Source organism: Pseudomonas sp. LFS044 (genome assembly GCF_047978245.1).
Classification (GTDB): domain Bacteria; phylum Pseudomonadota; class Gammaproteobacteria; order Pseudomonadales; family Pseudomonadaceae; genus Aquipseudomonas.
The window spans coordinates 1-17,312 of record NZ_JBFPFX010000002.1 but is presented as its reverse complement, the minus strand read 5'-3'; the positions used below and the strand labels follow the sequence as shown (position 1 = coordinate 17,312).

General features: G+C 64.0%; 13 protein-coding genes. 6 read left to right on the top strand and 7 right to left on the bottom strand.

Annotation, left to right across the window (positions count from 1 at the left end):
• Positions 1 to 12 precede the first annotated feature (12 nt).
• Together glgA and ACNQPL_RS01650 are read right to left on the bottom strand one after the other, a co-directional pair.
• Complete coding sequence (gene glgA / locus ACNQPL_RS01655) at positions 13 to 1,572, bottom strand: glycogen synthase GlgA (protein ID WP_346612090.1); 1,560 nt, start codon at positions 1,570 to 1,572, stop codon at positions 13 to 15.
• 531 nt (positions 1,573 to 2,103) lie between these two features.
• Positions 2,104 to 2,271 carry a DUF6026 family protein gene (locus ACNQPL_RS01650; RefSeq protein WP_346612091.1) on the bottom strand — a complete coding sequence of 56 codons (168 nt, stop codon included), beginning with the start codon at positions 2,269 to 2,271 and terminating at the stop codon, positions 2,104 to 2,106.
• 104 nt (positions 2,272 to 2,375) lie between these two features.
• Between ACNQPL_RS01650 and gnd the strand changes: the two genes are divergently transcribed.
• The 4 genes from gnd to ACNQPL_RS01630 all read left to right on the top strand — a co-directional run bounded on the left by gnd (position 2,376) and on the right by ACNQPL_RS01630 (position 7,562).
• Positions 2,376 to 3,458, top strand: coding sequence for a phosphogluconate dehydrogenase (NAD(+)-dependent, decarboxylating) (gene gnd / locus ACNQPL_RS01645; RefSeq protein WP_346612092.1), 1,083 nt, complete (start codon positions 2,376 to 2,378; stop codon positions 3,456 to 3,458).
• A complete protein-coding gene (gene zwf / locus ACNQPL_RS01640) occupies positions 3,455 to 4,960 on the top strand; it encodes a glucose-6-phosphate dehydrogenase (protein WP_416465532.1) in 1,506 nt (501 codons plus the stop codon). The genes gnd and zwf overlap by 4 nt, the downstream gene beginning before the upstream one ends.
• A gap of 79 nt (positions 4,961 to 5,039) precedes the next feature.
• Positions 5,040 to 6,836, top strand: coding sequence for a glycoside hydrolase family 15 protein (locus tag ACNQPL_RS01635; protein ID WP_416465530.1), 1,797 nt, complete (start codon positions 5,040 to 5,042; stop codon positions 6,834 to 6,836).
• A 105-nt stretch (positions 6,837 to 6,941) separates the two neighbouring features.
• Positions 6,942 to 7,562 (top strand): TetR/AcrR family transcriptional regulator, encoded by a 621-nt coding sequence (locus ACNQPL_RS01630; protein WP_387531135.1) that lies wholly within the window; start codon positions 6,942 to 6,944, stop codon positions 7,560 to 7,562.
• 187 nt (positions 7,563 to 7,749) lie between these two features.
• Here the strand turns inward: ACNQPL_RS01630 and preA are convergent, their stop codons facing one another.
• The 3 genes from preA to hydA all read right to left on the bottom strand — a co-directional run bounded on the left by preA (position 7,750) and on the right by hydA (position 11,926).
• The gene (gene preA, locus ACNQPL_RS01625) at positions 7,750 to 9,024 is read right to left on the bottom strand and encodes an NAD-dependent dihydropyrimidine dehydrogenase subunit PreA (RefSeq protein WP_387531137.1); all 1,275 of its coding nucleotides are present in this window, start codon (positions 9,022 to 9,024) and stop codon (positions 7,750 to 7,752) included.
• On the bottom strand, positions 9,025 to 10,392 hold the full coding sequence (locus ACNQPL_RS01620) for an NAD(P)-dependent oxidoreductase (RefSeq protein ID WP_416465528.1): 1,368 nt from the start codon (positions 10,390 to 10,392) through the stop codon (positions 9,025 to 9,027). It abuts the gene before it with no gap.
• A gap of 94 nt (positions 10,393 to 10,486) precedes the next feature.
• The gene (gene hydA, locus ACNQPL_RS01615) at positions 10,487 to 11,926 is read right to left on the bottom strand and encodes a dihydropyrimidinase (RefSeq protein ID WP_346612098.1); all 1,440 of its coding nucleotides are present in this window, start codon (positions 11,924 to 11,926) and stop codon (positions 10,487 to 10,489) included.
• Positions 11,927 to 12,538: 612 nt separating this feature from the next.
• Between hydA and ACNQPL_RS01610 the strand changes: the two genes are divergently transcribed.
• Positions 12,539 to 14,041, top strand: a complete 1,503-nt coding sequence (locus ACNQPL_RS01610; RefSeq protein WP_387531143.1) for an NCS1 family nucleobase:cation symporter-1 — start codon at positions 12,539 to 12,541, stop codon at positions 14,039 to 14,041.
• 13 nt (positions 14,042 to 14,054) lie between these two features.
• Positions 14,055 to 15,338 carry a Zn-dependent hydrolase gene (locus ACNQPL_RS01605; protein ID WP_346612100.1) on the top strand — a complete coding sequence of 428 codons (1,284 nt, stop codon included), beginning with the start codon at positions 14,055 to 14,057 and terminating at the stop codon, positions 15,336 to 15,338.
• 132 nt (positions 15,339 to 15,470) lie between these two features.
• Here the strand turns inward: ACNQPL_RS01605 and ACNQPL_RS01600 are convergent, their stop codons facing one another.
• Together ACNQPL_RS01600 and ACNQPL_RS01595 are read right to left on the bottom strand one after the other, a co-directional pair.
• The gene (locus tag ACNQPL_RS01600) at positions 15,471 to 16,433 is read right to left on the bottom strand and encodes an MBL fold metallo-hydrolase (protein ID WP_416465526.1); all 963 of its coding nucleotides are present in this window, start codon (positions 16,431 to 16,433) and stop codon (positions 15,471 to 15,473) included.
• Between the two features lie 92 nt (positions 16,434 to 16,525).
• Positions 16,526 to 17,077: a lipocalin family protein gene (locus ACNQPL_RS01595; protein WP_346612102.1), complete on the bottom strand. Its 552-nt coding sequence runs from the start codon at positions 17,075 to 17,077 to the stop codon at positions 16,526 to 16,528.
• Between the last annotated feature and the right edge of the window lie 235 nt (positions 17,078 to 17,312).

Below are 17,312 nucleotides of genomic sequence, written 5' to 3'. Positions count from 1 at the left end.
TCCACCCCCTGCTCAGTAGTGGCTGAGTTGTGTCTGCTTGACCAGGTCCTCGTAGAGGCGGGCGTAGGGTTCTACTGCCTGGCACCAGTTGAACGGCTGGGTCATCGACAGGCAGCGCATGGCATTGAGCAGGTTCTTCTTGCCGTAGACGTAGAAGGCACGGCCCAGCGCTTCGCGGTAACTTTCCACCGTGGACTCATCGAACAGGAAGCCGGTTACACCGTTCTCGATGGTGTCGGCCAGCCCGCCGGTGTTGCGTGCCACGGGCAGCGAACCGAAACGCTGCGCGTACATCTGGCTCAGGCCGCAGGGCTCGTAGCGCGACGGCATCAGCAGGAAGTCGCTGCCGGCGAACATGCGCCGGGCGTCGGTCTCGTTGAAGCCGATCCGCACACCGATGCGGCCCGGGTGGCGCACGGCCAGTTCACTCATGGCCTGCTCTTCTTCCGGCTCGCCACGGCCGATGATCGCAATCTGCCCACCCTGTTCGACGATGTAGTCGGCGACACCCAGGGTCAGGTCCAGGCCCTTCTGGAACACAAGGCGAGAAACTACGGCGAACAGTGGCCCTTCGGAGGGCTCCAGCTCGAACAGGCGGCGCACTGCTTCGGCGTTGCGTGCCTTGCCGTCCCAGTCGTTGATGCTGAAATTGTGCTGCAGGTGCTGGTCGGTGGCCGAATCCCAGCTCTCGTCGATGCCGTTGGGGATGCCACCAAGCAGGCCTTGCTGGGCCTTGCTGGCGAGGAAGCCATCCAGGCCACAGCCGAATTCCGGCGTGGTGATTTCGCGGGCGTAGGTGGCGCTGACGGTAGTGATGTGGCTGGAGTACGCCAGGCCGGCCTTGAGGAACGACAGCTTGCCGTAGAACTCCATGCCTTCCTGCTGCATGGCGTGGTCGGGGATCGCCAGTTCCGGGCTGCAGGCACGGCTGTACACACCCTGGTAAGCCAGGTTGTGAATGGTGAACAGGGTCGGCGTGTTCAGCCCGCGCCAGTGCATGTAGGCCGGGGCCAAGCCGGCAGGCCAGTCATGAGCGTGCACCACTTCGGGCTTCCAGTGGATCTTGCCCTCGCCAGCGGCGATCTCGGCAGCAGCCAGGCCCAGGCGGGCGAAGCGGATGTGGTTGTCGGGCCAGTCGCGACCGTTGTTGGCGCCATAGGGAGAGCCGTCGCGCTGGTACAGTTCGGGGCAGATCAGTACATAAATGACCAGGCCATCAGCCATGTCCATGCGGCCGATCTTGCACGGCGGCAGGGCGGCGTGGCCACCGAGTTCGCCGACAATGTGAATGGGGTTGTCGCTTTCCATCACTTGGCGGTAGCCCGGTATCAGCACACGCACATCGTGCAGGTGCGCCAGCGCCCTTGGCAGCGCCGCGGATACATCGCCCAGGCCGCCGGTCTTGACCAGGTCGGCGATCTCCGAGGTAACGAAGAGGATCTTGCGTTTGTTCGGGTTGTGCTGGCGCTGGGCGCCGGGTGCCTTGCCTGTCGTGGCGAACTCCGGGGTGAGCGGTTCGCGGTTTTCCGGTTTGAATGAATCTACGTGAGGTTCGACAGCGGCACTGATCATACTTCTCTCCGTCCCTATCCTATGCCGGGTGCTGGCACCCGTTGTTCTATATCGTTCTGGTTATCTCTATTGCTTGTCGTCTTGTTGCGGTCCTTGCCCCAAGGTCGTGCGCACATGCACGGCGCGATCGGCATTCCGGCCGAAAGCGATTGGACTGGTTGGGGTGGCAGGCCGTGGCGTGGGATGCCCCGATGCGATTGGCCTACTTAGTTGCTGACCCGCCCCCATTTGCAAAAGTTCGACTTTTTTACGTCGCTCTTGCTATGAGCAAATGCCGGGCCGAAAGCTGAGTGTAGGAGAGAGGGAGATAAAAAGGTGACCCATTGGTCACTTTCGTTATGACGCGAGATAGACGCAAACGTTGGCGTGTGTGACGGGATGTGAATGGGGTGATCGAAGGTGGGGCGCGGGGTGTTTTGAGGTGTGCAGTATTGTGGCGTAGGCGGGGAGGATGCCCTAACGTGGTGCGTGGCTGATCAGCCTGGATGAGCGGGGTGGGAGCGTTCGGCTCCCACCGTATGAGCAATACCTTTAAAGGCTGACGGTTTTGTCGCCGGAGCGCGCTTGCTCCAGCAGCATGTGCAACTGAGCGACCTGTTGGCGCAGCAGTTCACGTTCGTCTTTCAGTTTGCGCAGTTCATCACGGCGTACGGAGACATAGAGGGTCTGGGTGGGGGTGGCAGGCATCAAGGTACCCATGTATACACCTCGCAGTTTTGGCTGGTGACAGTTAAAGCGTAGACGCTTCACGCGGCGCGCATTCTGAATTCTTTCTGCGACCATGGGAACTTTTTTGTTTAACGTTGTCTTGCCGTTCGTCGCTGAACCCTCGGGCGCTGCGCTGGACTAATCTGAATCGCTGGACTGAGTTGTCATTCATTTATCAAGGGGAGCATCGGCTCATGCAACTGGGAATCGTCGGGCTGGGCCGCATGGGCGGCAATATTGCAAGGCGCCTGATGCGCGCCGGTCACCGCACGGTGGTCAACGACCGCAACCGTGAAGCCATCACCGCACTGGAAGGCGAGGGCGCCCAAGGCGCCCACGACCTGGGCGCGCTGGTGCAGAAACTGAAAGCGCCGCGCGCGGTGTGGGTGATGCTGCCGGCGGGCGAGCCGACCGAGCAGACCATTGCGCAGCTGGCCGAGCTGCTGGAGCCGGGCGATGCGATCATCGACGGCGGCAATACCTTCTACAAGGACGACATGCGCCGCGCCGCCGAACTGGCCAAGCGCGGGCTGCATTACCTGGATGTCGGCACTTCCGGCGGTGTGTGGGGCCTGGACCGTGGCTACTGCATGATGATCGGCGGCGAGAAAGACGTGTTCGAGCGCCTGGAACCACTGTTCAAGGCCTTGGCGCCGGGCGTGGGCGACATCCCGCGGACCCAGGGCCGCGAGGGTGAGCACGACCGTGCCGAGCACGGCTACATTCACGCAGGCCCGCCCGGTGCCGGGCACTACGTGAAGATGGTGCACAACGGCATCGAATACGGCCTGATGCAGGCCTATGCCGAGGGCTTCGACCTGCTGCGCAGCAAGGGCGGCAACGAGCTGCCCGAAGAACAGCGCTTCGACCTGAATGTTGCCGAAATCGCCGAGGTGTGGCGCCGGGGCAGCGTGGTTACGTCCTGGTTGCTCGACCTTACCGCCGATGCCCTGGTGGCCGACCCGCAACTGGCGCAGTTCAGCGGCTCGGTGTCCGACAGTGGCGAGGGCCGCTGGACCATCGACGCGGCCGTCGAACAGGCGGTGCCGGTGCCGGTGCTGTCCAGTGCGCTGTTCGCGCGTTTCCGCTCGCGTCAGCAGCAGGGCACCTACGGCGACAAAGTGCTCTCGGCCATGCGCCTGGGCTTCGGTGGCCACGTCGAGAAAAAAGGCCAATGACCCAAAAGACCATACCTGCTGCTCCGCCTTGCACATTGTTCCTGTTCGGCGCCAACGGTGACCTGGTCAAGCGCCTGCTGATGCCGGCGCTGTACAACCTCAGCCGCGATGGCCTGCTTGACCGCAACCTGCGCATCGTCGGCGTCGACCATAACGCCGCCACCGCCGAGGCGTTCGCCCAGCGCCTGCACGACTTCATGCGTGAGCGTGACAAGGGCGGCGAGGGCGCGGCCAAGGGCCTGGACGAAAAACTCTGGGCACGCCTGGCCAAGCGCCTGGACTACCAGACGGGCGATTTTCTCGACCCGGCCACCTACGCGGCGCTGGCCAAGCGCATCGACAAGACCAGCCACGGCAACGCCATCTTCTACCTGGCCACCTCGCCGCGGTTCTTTCCTGAAGTGGCGCAGCGCCTGGGCGAGGCAGGCTTGCTGGATGAGTCTGGCGGGGGCTTTCGCCGGGTCGTGGTGGAGAAGCCATTCGGCACCGACCTGGCCAGCGCCGAGGCACTCAACGCCTGTTTGCTGAAGGTGATGAGCGAGCGGCAGATCTACCGCATCGACCACTACCTGGGCAAGGAAACCGTGCAGAACATCCTGGTCAGCCGGTTCTCCAACGGCCTGTTCGAGTCGTTCTGGAACAACCACTACATCGATCATGTGCAGATCACCGCCGCCGAGACGGTCGGTGTCGAGAGCCGCGGTGGTTTCTACGACACCACTGGCGCCCTGCGCGACATGGTGCCCAACCACCTGTTCCAGCTGCTGGCGATGGTCGCCATGGAGCCGCCTGCAGCCTTCGGCGCCGACGCCGTACGGGGCGAGAAGGCCAAGGTCATCGGCGCCATTCGCCCCTGGTCGGCGAAGATGGCCCTGAAAAACTCCGTGCGTGGCCAGTACACCGCCGGCAAGCAGGGCCGCAAGCACCTGGCCGGGTATCGCCAGGAGGAACGGGTGGCGGCCGACAGCCAGACCGAAACCTACGTGGCCCTCAAGGTGATGATCGACAACTGGCGCTGGGCCGGCGTGCCGTTCTACCTGCGCACCGGCAAGCGCATGAGCGTGCGCGACACCGAAATCGCCATCTGCTTCAAGCCCGCACCGTATGCGCAGTTTCGCGAGTCCGAGCTGGAGCGGCCCAAGCCCAACTACCTGAAGATCCAGATCCAGCCCAATGAAGGCATGTGGTTCGACCTGCAGGCCAAGCGCCCGGGGCCGGAGCTTGTGATGGAAAACGTCGAGCTGGGTTTTGCCTACAGGGACTTCTTCAAGATGACCCCGGCGACCGGTTACGAGACGTTGATCTATGACTGCCTGACCGGCGACCAGACCTTGTTCCAGCGGGCCGACAACATCGAGAACGGCTGGCGTGCAGTGCAGCCGTTTCTCGATGCGTGGGCCCAGGACAGCGAGGTGCATGAGTACCCGGCCGGTGAGGATGGGCCTGAGGCTGGCAATGAATTGCTGACCCGCGACAAGCGTGAGTGGCACAGGTTGGGGTGACTGAGCTGGCCTGATCGCTGGCATGCCCGCGATCAGGCCGACGCTGTCCCCTTCAAGTTCAGAAACCACAGGAGACCGCATGCCCGCCCACATCGAAGACTACGCCCTGCTCGGCAACTGCCGCAGCGCCGCCCTGGTCAGCCGTGACGGCTCCATCGACTGGCTGTGCCTGCCCCGCTTCGACGCCCCCGCTGTTTTCGCCGCCCTGTTGGGCAACGAAGAAAACGGGCGCTGGCGCCTGGCACCCTGCGACCCCATCGAACACACCAGCCGCACCTACCTTGAAGACACCCTGGTCATGGAAACCACCTGGGTGACCGCCAGCGGCCGCGCCCGCGTACTCGACTTCATGCCCTTGAACGATGTCAACTCGGTGGTGCGCATCGTCGAGGGTGTTTCCGGCGAAACCAATTTCGAAATGGACCTGGTGATGCGCTTCGACTACGGCCGCAGCGTGCCGTGGGTGGAAAAGCTCGACCCACTGACCCTGAGCGCGGTCGCCGGCCCTGACCGGCTGATCCTGTGCAGCACCGTACCCTCGCATGCCCGCGACCACCACACCGTCGCGCGGTTTCGGGTTTGCGCCGGTGAGCGCCAGGTGTTCAGCCTGCGCCACCAGGCTTCGCACCTGCCGGTGCAGCCCGACTGTGACATCGAACAGGCCCTCGAACACAGCATTGATCACTGGCAGGCCTTTGCCGCCCGTTGCCCTGAGGTCGGCCCGTACAGCGCCAAGGTGCGCCGCTCGTTGCTGACCCTCAAGGCCATGACCTACGCACCCACTGGCGGCATCGTCGCCGCCGTCACCACCTCGCTGCCCGAAAGCATCGGCCATGAGCGCAACTGGGATTACCGCTTCTGCTGGTTGCGTGATGCGACCATGACCTTGCTGGCGTTCATGAACCTTGGCTATTTCGACGAAGCCCAGGCCTGGCGCGAATGGCTGCTGCGCTCGGTGGCCGGCAACCCCGAGCAGATGCAGATCATGTATGGCCTGGCCGGCGAGCGCGACCTGCAGGAATACACCTTGCCCTGGCTGGCCGGGTACGAGCACTCCCAGCCTGTGCGCGTGGGCAATGCCGCTGCGCAGCAGATGCAGCTGGATATCTACGGCGAGCTGGCCGACGCCATGGCCCAGGCGATCAAGGGCGGGCTGCCCCGGCACCCGCGCAGCGCGGCGATCTCCCGTTTGATCCTGCCGTATGTCGAGCGCATCTGGCGCGAGCCGGACGAAGGCATCTGGGAAGTGCGCGGCGGCAGGCAGCATTTCGTGCATTCCAAGGTGATGGCCTGGGTCGCCTTCGACCGTGCGGCGGGCCTTGCCGACACCCCCGAAGAGGGCCGTGAGCGTAGTCGGCATTACCGGCAGGTGGCAGACGAGATCCGCCGTGAAGTGTGCGAGCGCGGGCTGGATGCCCACGGCCAGCACTTCGTCCAGGCCTACGGCTCGACCGAAATTGACGCCAGCCTGCTGCAGATTGCCCTGACCGGTTTTCTGCCAGTGGAGGATGAGCGGTTTCTGCGCACCTTGGAGCAGATCGAGCAGCGCCTGCTGAAGAACGGTTTGCTGATGCGCTATGACAGCGACCGCTGCAGCGACGGCCTGACGCCAGGTGAGGGGACGTTCCTGGTCTGTTCATTCTGGCTGGCCGACGTGTATGTGCTGTTGGGGCGCCAGGATGAAGCGCAGGCGCTGTACGAGCACCTGACCGGGCTGTGCAATGACGTGGGCCTGCTGGCCGAACAGTACGACCCGACCGGCAAGCGCATGCTCGGCAATTTCCCCCAGGCCTTCAGCCATATCGGCATCATCAATACGGCGTTGAACCTGCACCGGGCGCAGTGCCCGGTACGGGATCGGGCGAGGTGTGGGTAGTGCCGGGGCGCCTGATACCAAAGGGCGAGCAGAATGAGGGCCGTTGCGGCGGCCCATCGCAGGCAAACCAGCGCCTACGAAGGGTGCATGGGTACTAGGAACGGCATGGCCAACCACAAGATCGAAATTCGCCGACGCAACATCGAAAAAATCCTCATGGCCGCTGAAAAGGTGTTCGCCGAGAAGGGCTACGGCGCCACCTCCATGGGCGATATCGCCGAACAGGCCGAGCTGCCGCGCTCTAACCTGCATTACTATTTCAGCACCAAGGACGATCTGTTTCGCGCGGTGCTGCAAGACCTGCTGGATGTGTGGAAGCAGGACGCGCTGTGCTTCGAGAACTTCGACGACCCACGGGTGGTGCTGACCAGCTACATCCGGGCAAAGATGGGCCATTCGCGCTCGCGGCCGCTGGGCTCGAAGATCTGGGCCGAAGAGATGCTGCATGGCGCCCCGCTGCTCGGGGTGAGCCTGGAAGACAGCCTGGTGCCTTGGGCGAAGCTCAAGGAAGACAAGATCCGCCGTTGGGTGGAAGAAGGGCGCATTCTGCCGGTGGAGCCTTCGGCGTTGCTGTACATGATCTGGGCATCGACCCAGCACTATGCCGACTTTGGTTACCAGGTTGCCGTGCTCAATGGGGGTGAACCGCTGTCGGACATGGCGTTCGAGAGCGCGGTGCAGACGGTGACGTGTGTAATCTTGCGTGGCATTGGCTTGGAGCCTTGAACTGTCGGGGCCGCTGCGCGGCCCATTCGCCGGCAAGCCGGCTCCCACAGGTATGGCCTGTTCCCAAGAAGCTGGACACCAATCCAACCCTTGGGGCAGTCCAGGAACTGCATAGCGATCGAGAGCGGCGCCGTACCTGTGGGAGCTGGCTTGCCAGCGAATGGGTCGCGCAGCGGCCCCAATGGGCTCAGCTCGCTTCGCGGTAGGGGTTGCGCGGGTCCTGGGTCCAGTTCAGGTACGGCTTGCCGGTGTCCTGCGCGACCATGTCGATGCAGCTTTCCACCGGGCAGGTGATCTGGCACAGGTTGCAGCCCACGCACTCGTCCTCGATCACGCTATAGGCATGCGTCCCGTCAGCCTTCAACGTGCTGGCAATGGCCTGGTGTGAAGTGTCTTCGCACGCGATATGGCAGCGCCCACAACCGATGCAGGCAGCCTGGTCGATGTGCGCCACCGACTTGTAGTTGATGTCCAGGTACTTCCAGTCGGTGGTATGCCCTACGGCCTGGCCGCGGAATGCCTCCAGGTTGGCGTGCCCGTGCTGGTCCATCCAGCGCGCCAATCCGTCCTTCATGTCCTCGACAATGCGAAAGCCATGCAGCATTGCTGCGGTGCACACCTGCACCGCACCACTGCCCAGGGCAATGAACTCGGCAGCATCGCGCCAGTTGCCGATGCCCCCGATACCGCAGATCGGCAAGCCGCGGGTTTCCGGGTCTCGGGCGATTTCAGCCACCATGTTCAGCGCAATGGGTTTAACGGCCGAGCCGCAGTAGCCACCGTGGGTGCTCTGGTCACCGACGATCGGGTGGGCGACCATGCGGTCCAGGTCGACGCTGGTGATCGAGTTGATGGTGTTGATCAGCGACACGGCATCGGCGCCGCCGCGATGGGCCGCACGGGCCGACTGACGGATGTCGGTGATGTTGGGCGTGAGCTTGACGATCACCGGCAACGAGCAGTACGTCTTGCACCAGCGGGTCACCATCTCCACGTACTCTGGCACCTGGCCGACTGCCGCGCCCATGCCGCGCTCGGGCATGCCGTGCGGGCAGCCGAAGTTGAGTTCGATGCCGTCGGCGCCGGTAGCTTCCACCAGCGGCAGGATGAACTTCCACGACTCTTCCACGCACGGCACCATCAGCGACACGATCAACGCCCGGTCGGGCCAGTCCTTCTTCACCTGGGTGATTTCACGCAGGTTGATCTCCAGCGAACGGTCGGTGATCAGCTCGATGTTGTTGATGCCCTGCACCTGGCGGTTGGCGCCAAAATGCGCCGAATAGCGCGATGACACGTTGACCGCTGCCGGGTCCTCGCCCAGGGTTTTCCAGACCACGCCGCCCCAGCCGGCCTCGAAGGCGCGGACCACGTTGTAGGCTTTGTCGGTCGGCGGCGCGGAGGCCAGCCAGAACGGGTTGGGGGCCTTGATGCCGGCGAACACGATAGACAGATCGGCCATTTATGCAGCCTCCACATTGAGCATGAGTTGGGCATGGATGGCTTGCGCCGCCAGCTTGCCGTGTTGCACGGCCTGGACGGTGAGGTCCTGGCCCAGGGCGGTACAGTCGCCGCCGGCGTAAACGCCCGGCAGGCTGGTGCGCATGCCCTCGTCGACGCGGATGCGTTCGCCGTCGCGGGCCAGTTGGGCGGCCAGTGGGTCGCTCAGGCTTTGTTCGTCGAAGCGTTGGCCGATGGCCTTGAAGATGGCGTCGGCGGCCAACTCGAAGGTTTCACCGGTATCGCGCAGGCGGCCTTCTGCCAATGCGGTACGGGCGAAGCGCATGCCGCGTACGCGGCCGTCATCGTCCAGCAGCACGGCGTCGGGGCGGGCCCAGGTGTGCAGGCGCACCTGGTTGGCCTTGGCAATGTCCTGTTCATGGCCGGTGGCGCCCATGTCGGCGTGGCCGCGGCGGTATACCAGGTTGACGTCGCGGGCGCCGAGGCGGCTCATCTGCACGGCCATGTCGATGGCGGTGTTGCCCGCGCCGATGACCAGGCAACGCTGCGCCAGTGGCAGTAGCGACAGGTCGTCAGCCTGGCGCAGTTCACGGATATACGCGGTAGCGGCGAGCAGGCCGGGCGCCTCTTCGTCGGCCAGGCCGAGCTGGCGCACCGCGTTCAGGCCAAGGCCGAGAAACACCGCATCGTACTGATCGCGCAGTTCGGTCAGGCTCAGGTTGGCGCCCAGGCGTTGGCCGTGACGGATTTCGATGCCACCGATGCCGAGCAGGAACTCCACTTCGCGCTGGGCGTAGTCGTCCACCAGCTTGTAGCGGGCGATACCGTACTCGTTCAGGCCGCCGGCTTTTTCACAGGCTTCGAACACCACCACATCATGGCCGTGCACGGCCAGGCGATGGGCGCAGGACAACCCGGCCGGCCCGGCACCCACCACGGCGATGCGTTTGCCCGTGGAGGGTGAGCGCTTGAACGGGTGTTCGCTGAAGCCGGCATTGTCCAGGGCATAGCGTTGCAGCTGGCCAATCAGCACCGGCGCGCATTCCTGGGCGTTGTTGCGCACGCAGGCCTGCTGGCAGAGGATTTCGGTGGGGCACACACGGGCACAGCTGCCACCCAGGATGTTGGCCGAGAGAATGCGCTCGGCGGCCCCTTGCAGGTTGTCGTCGCTGATACGGTGGATGAACGAGGGGATGTCGATTTCGCTCGGGCAGGCGTTCACGCACGGGGCATCGTAGCAGTAGAGGCAACGTGCGCTCTCTACGGCGGCCTGGCGGGCGGTGAGCGGCGGCGCGAGGTCGGTGAATTGCTCGGCCAGCTGGTCGGCGCCGGCCCGGGGGCGCGGCAAGTGGTTCAGGGCATCGATCACGGTTGTAGCCTCTCTTTTCTTTTTTGGTTTTGGCAGTCAACGGCAATACGGCGCCGCCCGGCCTCTGGGGGCCGGTACGGCATTGCGGGGTGGCTCAGCGCTGAACGGGCGTCGGGCGCTGCTGCTCGGCGCGGCGGCCCAGTACCTCGTACACCGAGGGATAGGCCGGGCGCTCCACGTAACGACCGGCGCCAGCTTCTGCGCGCAGGTCGCCATCGGCCCAGACCAGGCGGCCCTGGCTGATGGTGTGGCTGGGGATGCCGCGCACGGTGCGGCCCTCGAAGATGTTGAAATCGACGCGCTGGTGGTGCGTCTGTGCCGAGATGGTGCGCGTGCCCTGTGGGTCCCACAGCACCAGGTCGGCATCGGCGCCGACGCGGATGGCGCCCTTGCGCGGGAACAGGTTGAAGATTTTCGCGGTGTTGGTGGAGGTCAGCGCGACGAATTCATGCATCGACAAGCGCCCACTGTTTACCCCTGCGTCCCACAACACCGCCATGCGGTCTTCGATACCGGCAGTGCCATTGGGGATGCGGCTGAAGTCGTTGCGGCCCATGGCTTTCTGTTCGGCGCAGAAGCAGCAGTGGTCGGTGGCGGTGGTGTGCAGGTTGCCCGACTGCAGCCCGCGCCACAGCGCCTCCTGGTGCTCGCGCGGGCGGAACGGGGGGCTCATCACGTAGCCCGCGGCAGTGGCCCAGTCCGGGTTGCGGTAGACGCTGTCATCGATCAGCAGGTGGCCGGGCAGCACTTCACCGTACACCGGCTGGCCTTTGGCCCGGGCATAGGTGATTTCGTCCAGCGCTTCGCGGCTGGAAATGTGTACCACGTACAACGGTGTACCAATGGTTTCAGCGATGCGGATAGCGCGGCTGGCGGCTTCACCTTCAACTTGCGAGGGGCGCGACAGCGGGTGTGCTTCCGGGCCGGTCAGCCCCTGGGCGAGCAGTTTTTTCTGCAGGTGGTAAACCAGCTCGCCGTTTTCGGCGTGCACCGTAGGTACTGCGCCCAGCTGCAGGCAGCGTTCGAAGCTGGCCACCAGCGTGTCGTCGGCGGCCATGATGGCGTTCTTGTAGGCCATGAAGTGCTTGAAGCTGTTCACCCCATGGTGGTTGACCAGCTCGCCCATTTCTTCGGCAACCTGCTCGCTCCACCAGGTGATGGCGACATGGAAGCCATAGTCGCAGGCGCTTTTCTGCGCCCAGCCACGCCAGGTGTGGAAGGCCTCCAGCAGCGACTGCTGGGGGTTGGGGATGACGAAATCGATGATCGACGTGGTACCGCCCGCCAGCCCTGCAGCGGTGCCGCTGAAAAAGTCTTCACTGGCCACGGTGCCCATGAAGGGCAACTGCATGTGGGTGTGCGGGTCGATGCCCCCGGGCATCAGGTACCTGCCGCTGCCGTCGAGGATCTCGCAGTCGGTGGGGGCTTCAAGGTCTTTGCCAATGGCACGGATCTGGCCATCGACACAAAGCACATCGGCGGGGTAGCTCTCTTCGTGCGTTACCACGGTGGCGCCACGGATCAACAGGGACATGCCGTCTTCCTCGCAGGCTGACCGGTCTGGGCCGGTTCTTGAGTTTTTATGTGCCAGTGGCTGAGGGCTGGTTAATCCTGTCAGGCCTGACAAGATTGAAATCTAGATGCTGAATTTGGATTGTTCAAGAAAATAATTTATGAGCTTATAACTTTAATAAATGACTGATATTTAAGGATTTATTGTTCGGTTCACCAAAATGGTGAGCCTGTTCACCATTTTGACGCACTTGACAAGAAGCCAAATTGGTCAAGATTTTCCATGCAAAATCAGCTGCTTGAAACCTGCCTTCGAAGCGTCGGACGCGCTTGTGAAAAACCAGGTTGCACCAGTTTGAACCCTGCCGCAGGGGCCAGGGCCGGCCCATAGCGCAGTGAGCGACAGCCGATGGAATAACCGTGCCTTCGGTTGAAGTGGATATATGCCTTGCAGATCAGTTGATTACCTCCGGTCGGCGGCGGCCGGCCAGGCAGGCGCAGGCCTGCCCGGCACGCAATTTGAGTACGGCCACAACCGCCAGGCCGGACCGGAGGAGCAGTACTGGTGGTGTGTGTACTCCGGCCATCGCATTAGCCCGATGAGCAAACAATTAGAAAAACTGGAGAAGGCCCCATGCAACAGAGCAGATCCGAAGTGGTCGAGCAGGCTGGCCTGTTCGAGCTGTCCGCAGGCAATGACGTCCTCGACAGCCCGCGCTACAACCACGACATCGCACCGACCAAGGTGCACCAGCGCACCTGGAACAAGTGGCACATCACCGCGCTGTGGGTGGGCATGTCCATCTGCGTACCCACCTACACCCTCGGCGGTGTGCTCACGGCCTATTTCGGCCTGAGCGTGGGCGAGGCCTTGCTGGCGATTCTGTTGGCCAACCTGATCGTGCTGATCCCGCTCACCCTCAACGCATTCCCCGGCACCAAGTACGGCATCCCCTTTCCGGTATTGCTGCGCTCATCGTTCGGCATTCTCGGCTCCAACGTGCCGTGCCTGATCCGCGCGGTGGTTGCCTGCGGCTGGTTCGGTATCCAGACGATGTTCGGTGGCTTGGCCATTCACCTGTTCCTGGGCTCGGTCTTCCCTGAGTGGAAGGCCTTGGGCGGCACCGGTGAAGTCATCGGCTTCATGGTGTTCTGGGCGCTCAACCTGTGGGTGGTGTTGCGCGGTGCGGAGTCGATCAAGTGGCTCGAGACCTTGTCAGCGCCGCTGTTGGTGGCAGTGGGCGTCGGCCTGTTGTTCTGGGCGTTGCCGCACATGTCGATGACCGAGCTGCTGGCCCAGCCACCCAAGCGACCGGAAGGGGCTAGCGTGGTCAGCTACTTCTGCGCGGGGCTCACGGCGATGGTTGGTTTCTGGGCCACGCTGTCGCTGAACATTCCGGACTTCAGCCGTTACGCCAAGAGCCAGAAGGACCAGATTCTGGGGCAGATCTTCGGCCTGCCGCTGACCATGTTCCTGTTTGCGTCGCTGGGCGTGGTGCTGACCGCCGCTTCGGCATCGCTGGTGGGTGAAACGGTGTCCGACCCGGTGAGTTTGATCGGCAAGATCCACAGCCCGGGTTGGGTGGCCCTGGCCATGGCGCTGATCGTGATTGCCACGCTGTCGACCAACACGGCGGCCAATATCGTCTCGCCGACCAACGACTTCCAGAACATTGCCCCGCGCCTGATCGGGCGCAGCCGCGCCGTATGGCTGACCGGTTTCATCGGCCTGGCGCTGATGGGCCATGAGCTGCTGAAGAAGCTCGGCTGGATCGTTTCCGACCTGAGCCTGGAGAGCGTCTATTCCAACTGGTTGCTGGGCTACTCCAGCCTGCTCGGGCCGATTGCCGGGATCATGGTGGTGGACTACTTCCTGATCCGCCGGCAGAAGCTGGACCTGGCAGGGCTGTACCGCGACGACGTCTACCCGGCCTGGAACTGGGCAGGCTTTGCCGCCTTCGCGCTGCCGGTGGCGCTGACCGTGATGGCCATCGGCAACAGCAGTTTCAGCTGGTTCTACGACTATGGCTGGTTTACCGGTTCGCTGCTTGGCGGGGCGCTGTACTACGCGCTTGGTGCCGTGGCGGTGCGTGGGCCAGTGCAGCCTGTGATGAATGCCGATAACAAAAACGCCTGAGGAGACACGACCCATGACCCCAGCCCAGCATGTGCTGCAATCCACCGAACGCCACGTCAGCAGTGAGCGCTTGTGGCAATCCCTGATGGCGCTCGCGCGCCTGGGGGCCACGCCCAAGGGCGGTGTCTGCCGCCTGGCATTGACCGACCTCGACCGCCAGGCCCGCGACCTGTTCGTTGAATGGTGCGAGGCTGCTGGCTGCAGCGTCAGTGTCGATGGCGTCGGCAACATCTTCGCCCGGCGCCCCGGCCGCAACCCCAAGCTGCCCCCGGTGATGACCGGCAGTCATATCGACACCCAGCCCACCGGCGGCAAGTTCGATGGCTGCTTCGGGGTGATGGCGGGCCTGGAGGTCATCCGCACCCTCAACGACCTCGGCATCGAAACCGAGGCACCGCTGGAAGTGGTGGTATGGACCAACGAAGAAGGTTCGCGCTTCCCGCCGTGCATGATGGGCTCGGGGGTATTTGCCGGCAAGTTCACCCTGGAGGACACCTTGGCCAAGCGTGACGCCCAGGGCGTGACGGTGGGCGAGGCGTTGAACGCCATTGGCTATGCCGGCCAGCGGGCGGTGCTTGGCCACCCGGTGGGCGCGTATTTCGAAGCGCACATCGAGCAGGGGCCGATTCTTGAAGACCAGGCCAAGACCATCGGCGTGGTGCTCGGCGCCCTGGGGCAGAAGTGGTTCGACCTGACCTTGCGCGGGGTCGAAGCGCACGCCGGCCCTACGCCGATGCACCTGCGCAAGGACGCTTTGGTCGGCGCCGCAGCGGTGGTCGAGGCGGTCAACCGCGCGGCCCTAGGCCATCAACCGCATGCTTGCGGCACGGTCGGTTGCCTGCAGGCTTACCCAGGCTCACGCAACGTGATCCCAGGCGAAGTGCGCATGACCCTGGACTTGCGTCATCTCGAAGGCGAGCAGCTCGATTCGATGATCGCCGACGTGCGTGCGGTCATCGACGCCACCTGTGCCAAGCACGGCCTGAGCCACGAACTGACCCCGACGGCCGACTTCCCCGCGCTGTATTTCGACCGTGGTTGCGTCGATGCGGTGCGCGATTCGGCGCAGGCCCTGGGCTTGGCGCACATGGATATCGTCAGCGGGGCAGGGCATGACGCGATCTTCCTGGCCGAACTGGGGCCGGCGGGGATGATCTTCGTGCCCTGCGAGAATGGCATCAGCCATAACGAAATCGAGAACGCCACCCCGGAGGACCTGGCGGCAGGCTGCGCGGTGTTGCTGCGGGCGATGCTGGCGGCGTCGGAGGCGATTGCCAGCGGGCGTTTGGCTGCTTAGGGCCTGTGCTGGCCTGCTCGCGGGCCAAGCCCAAACGCTAACTTACTGATTTGACGGGGTTCCTGTAGGAGCGGCTGCAGCCGCGAACACCGGCGAAGCCGGTGCCATCCACCGCGGCGCCTGCTTCGCGGCTCAAGCCGCTCCCACACAGAGGCAGCCATCACGCCCAATGTGATAACGCTGCAGGTCCCGCGCCAGCGTCAGGTTGCCGCTGTACTGCGCCAGCGCTTCTTCGCGCACGTCGTCGATGCACGGGCTGCGTCGCGGGTCGGGCTGGTAGCGGGCACTGAAGTGTGTGAGCACCAGGTTGCGCACCCCAGCCGTTTCGGCAAAGCGCGCCACCTGGGCCGCACTGCTGTGACCAAAGGTGGCCCCGCTGCGCTCGATGATCGGCTGGGTGAAAGTCGCTTCGTGCACCAGCACATCGGCACCCTTGGCGACCTCAGCGAGCAACTCGGGGCTGTCGTTGTCGCCACAGACAATCACCTTTCGCGCCGGCCGCGAGGCCCGCAGGTAATCGCGGCCGTGCAGCACCCGACCTGCATGTTCGGCGGAATGCCCCTTGGCCAGCTCGCCCCACAACGGGCCGCGTGGGATGCCCTCTGCGTCCAGGCGCTGTACGTCCAGGCGCGGCTCGGGGTTGAGTTCGGTGAACACGTAGCCGACGCTGGGTACCCGGTGCGACAGTTGCACGGTGCTGACGCGCAGCGCATCGCTGCACCAGTCGGTCAGTTGCTCGACTGCCAGCAAGCGCAATTCGAATGGCAGGAAGGTATCGCTGGCGGCCAGGCCCAGGCGAAGCCAGTCGTGCAGTGCAGCAGGCAGTATCAAGTCCAGGGGGTGGGTGCGCCCGCTCATGCCGGCACTGGCCAACAGGCCGGGCAGGCCGAAGCAATGGTCGCCGTGCACATGGGTGATGAACACCCCACGCAGATCGCGTATCGACAAAGGCGTGCGCAGCAATTGATGCTGGGTGCCTTCGCCACAATCGACCAGGTACCACTGGCTACCGCTGGCTTCGATGACCGCGGTGGCGCTGACGTTGCGGGCCTTGGTCGGCACACCGGCCGAGGTGCCTAGAAAAAGTAGGTCCATTGTGCGTCGACAGTGGCAGGTTTCGGATGCTGAGAGGGCGCACACCTTAGCCGGATTGAGGCCCGGCGTCGATGGTGTGCACCCGGCGCAGCTTACTCCGCCTGGCGCCAGATCAGCTTGCTGGTGTCATAGCCTTGCTTCTGGGCGATCGCCAGCAGCTGTTCGCGGGTCTGGTCGGTAATGGCCGGCGTGCGCGACAGCAGCCACAGGTACTCCCGGTTCGGGTGCCCGACCAGCGCCACGCGGTAGTCCTTGTCGTGGTACAGCACCCAGTATTCGCCTTTGGTCAGCCCTGGCGCCAGGCGGCTGAACCAGTTGTCGAACTGCACCCAGAGCTTGTCGGTCTTGCCAGGCTGCTGGGCCTCGGCGATACCCTTGGCCTCGTTCAATTGGCCGTCCTTTTCCTTGCAGCGGTTGGTCACGTCGATGCGCCCGTCCTCGCGCAAGCCGTAGTGCGCCTCGGACTGCACGCAGTTGCGCTGGAAGAACATCGGCAAGCGCGCCAGCTCGTACCAGGTGCCCTGGTAGCGTTGCAGGTCGACCTGCTGGGTGGTGGGCGGCGCCCGGTGTTCGTCGCCTGAACCGGCGCAGCCGGCCAGGGCTAGCGTTATGCAGGAAAGGATCAGGGTTTTACGCATCGGCATGGCGAACCTCCTGGAAGCGGATGGGTGCTTACCTTTGCTTCGATGCGGGTGAGGGGCAAAAGTTGTATGGGTTTTTGGTGCAGGGCGTTGGATGGGCGTTGTTCAGCAGATCGAGCGCCGCCCGCGCGGCGCATCGCGGGCAAGCCCGCTCCTACATTTGTTGCAACGCGCCGTTCCAGTCAGGCCATGGTTGTCCGCCTTGGCGCATGACTGAAGACAGATGGGGCGTCGGCAG

What these genes read in the sequence shown, in the direction of transcription:
- glgA (WP_346612090.1), bottom strand. Translation starts at nt 1,572, where the DNA reads ATGATCAGTGCCGCTGTCGAACCTCACGTAGATTCATTCAAACCGGAA.
- ACNQPL_RS01650 (WP_346612091.1), bottom strand. Translation starts at nt 2,271, where the DNA reads ATGGGTACCTTGATGCCTGCCACCCCCACCCAGACCCTCTATGTCTCC.
- zwf (WP_416465532.1), top strand. Translation starts at nt 3,455, where the DNA reads ATGACCCAAAAGACCATACCTGCTGCTCCGCCTTGCACATTGTTCCTG.
- ACNQPL_RS01635 (WP_416465530.1), top strand. Translation starts at nt 5,040, where the DNA reads ATGCCCGCCCACATCGAAGACTACGCCCTGCTCGGCAACTGCCGCAGC.
- ACNQPL_RS01630 (WP_387531135.1), top strand. Translation starts at nt 6,942, where the DNA reads ATGGCCAACCACAAGATCGAAATTCGCCGACGCAACATCGAAAAAATC.
- preA (WP_387531137.1), bottom strand. Translation starts at nt 9,024, where the DNA reads ATGGCCGATCTGTCTATCGTGTTCGCCGGCATCAAGGCCCCCAACCCG.
- hydA (WP_346612098.1), bottom strand. Translation starts at nt 11,926, where the DNA reads ATGTCCCTGTTGATCCGTGGCGCCACCGTGGTAACGCACGAAGAGAGC.
- ACNQPL_RS01610 (WP_387531143.1), top strand. Translation starts at nt 12,539, where the DNA reads ATGCAACAGAGCAGATCCGAAGTGGTCGAGCAGGCTGGCCTGTTCGAG.
- ACNQPL_RS01605 (WP_346612100.1), top strand. Translation starts at nt 14,055, where the DNA reads ATGACCCCAGCCCAGCATGTGCTGCAATCCACCGAACGCCACGTCAGC.
- ACNQPL_RS01600 (WP_416465526.1), bottom strand. Translation starts at nt 16,433, where the DNA reads ATGGACCTACTTTTTCTAGGCACCTCGGCCGGTGTGCCGACCAAGGCC.
- ACNQPL_RS01595 (WP_346612102.1), bottom strand. Translation starts at nt 17,077, where the DNA reads ATGCCGATGCGTAAAACCCTGATCCTTTCCTGCATAACGCTAGCCCTG.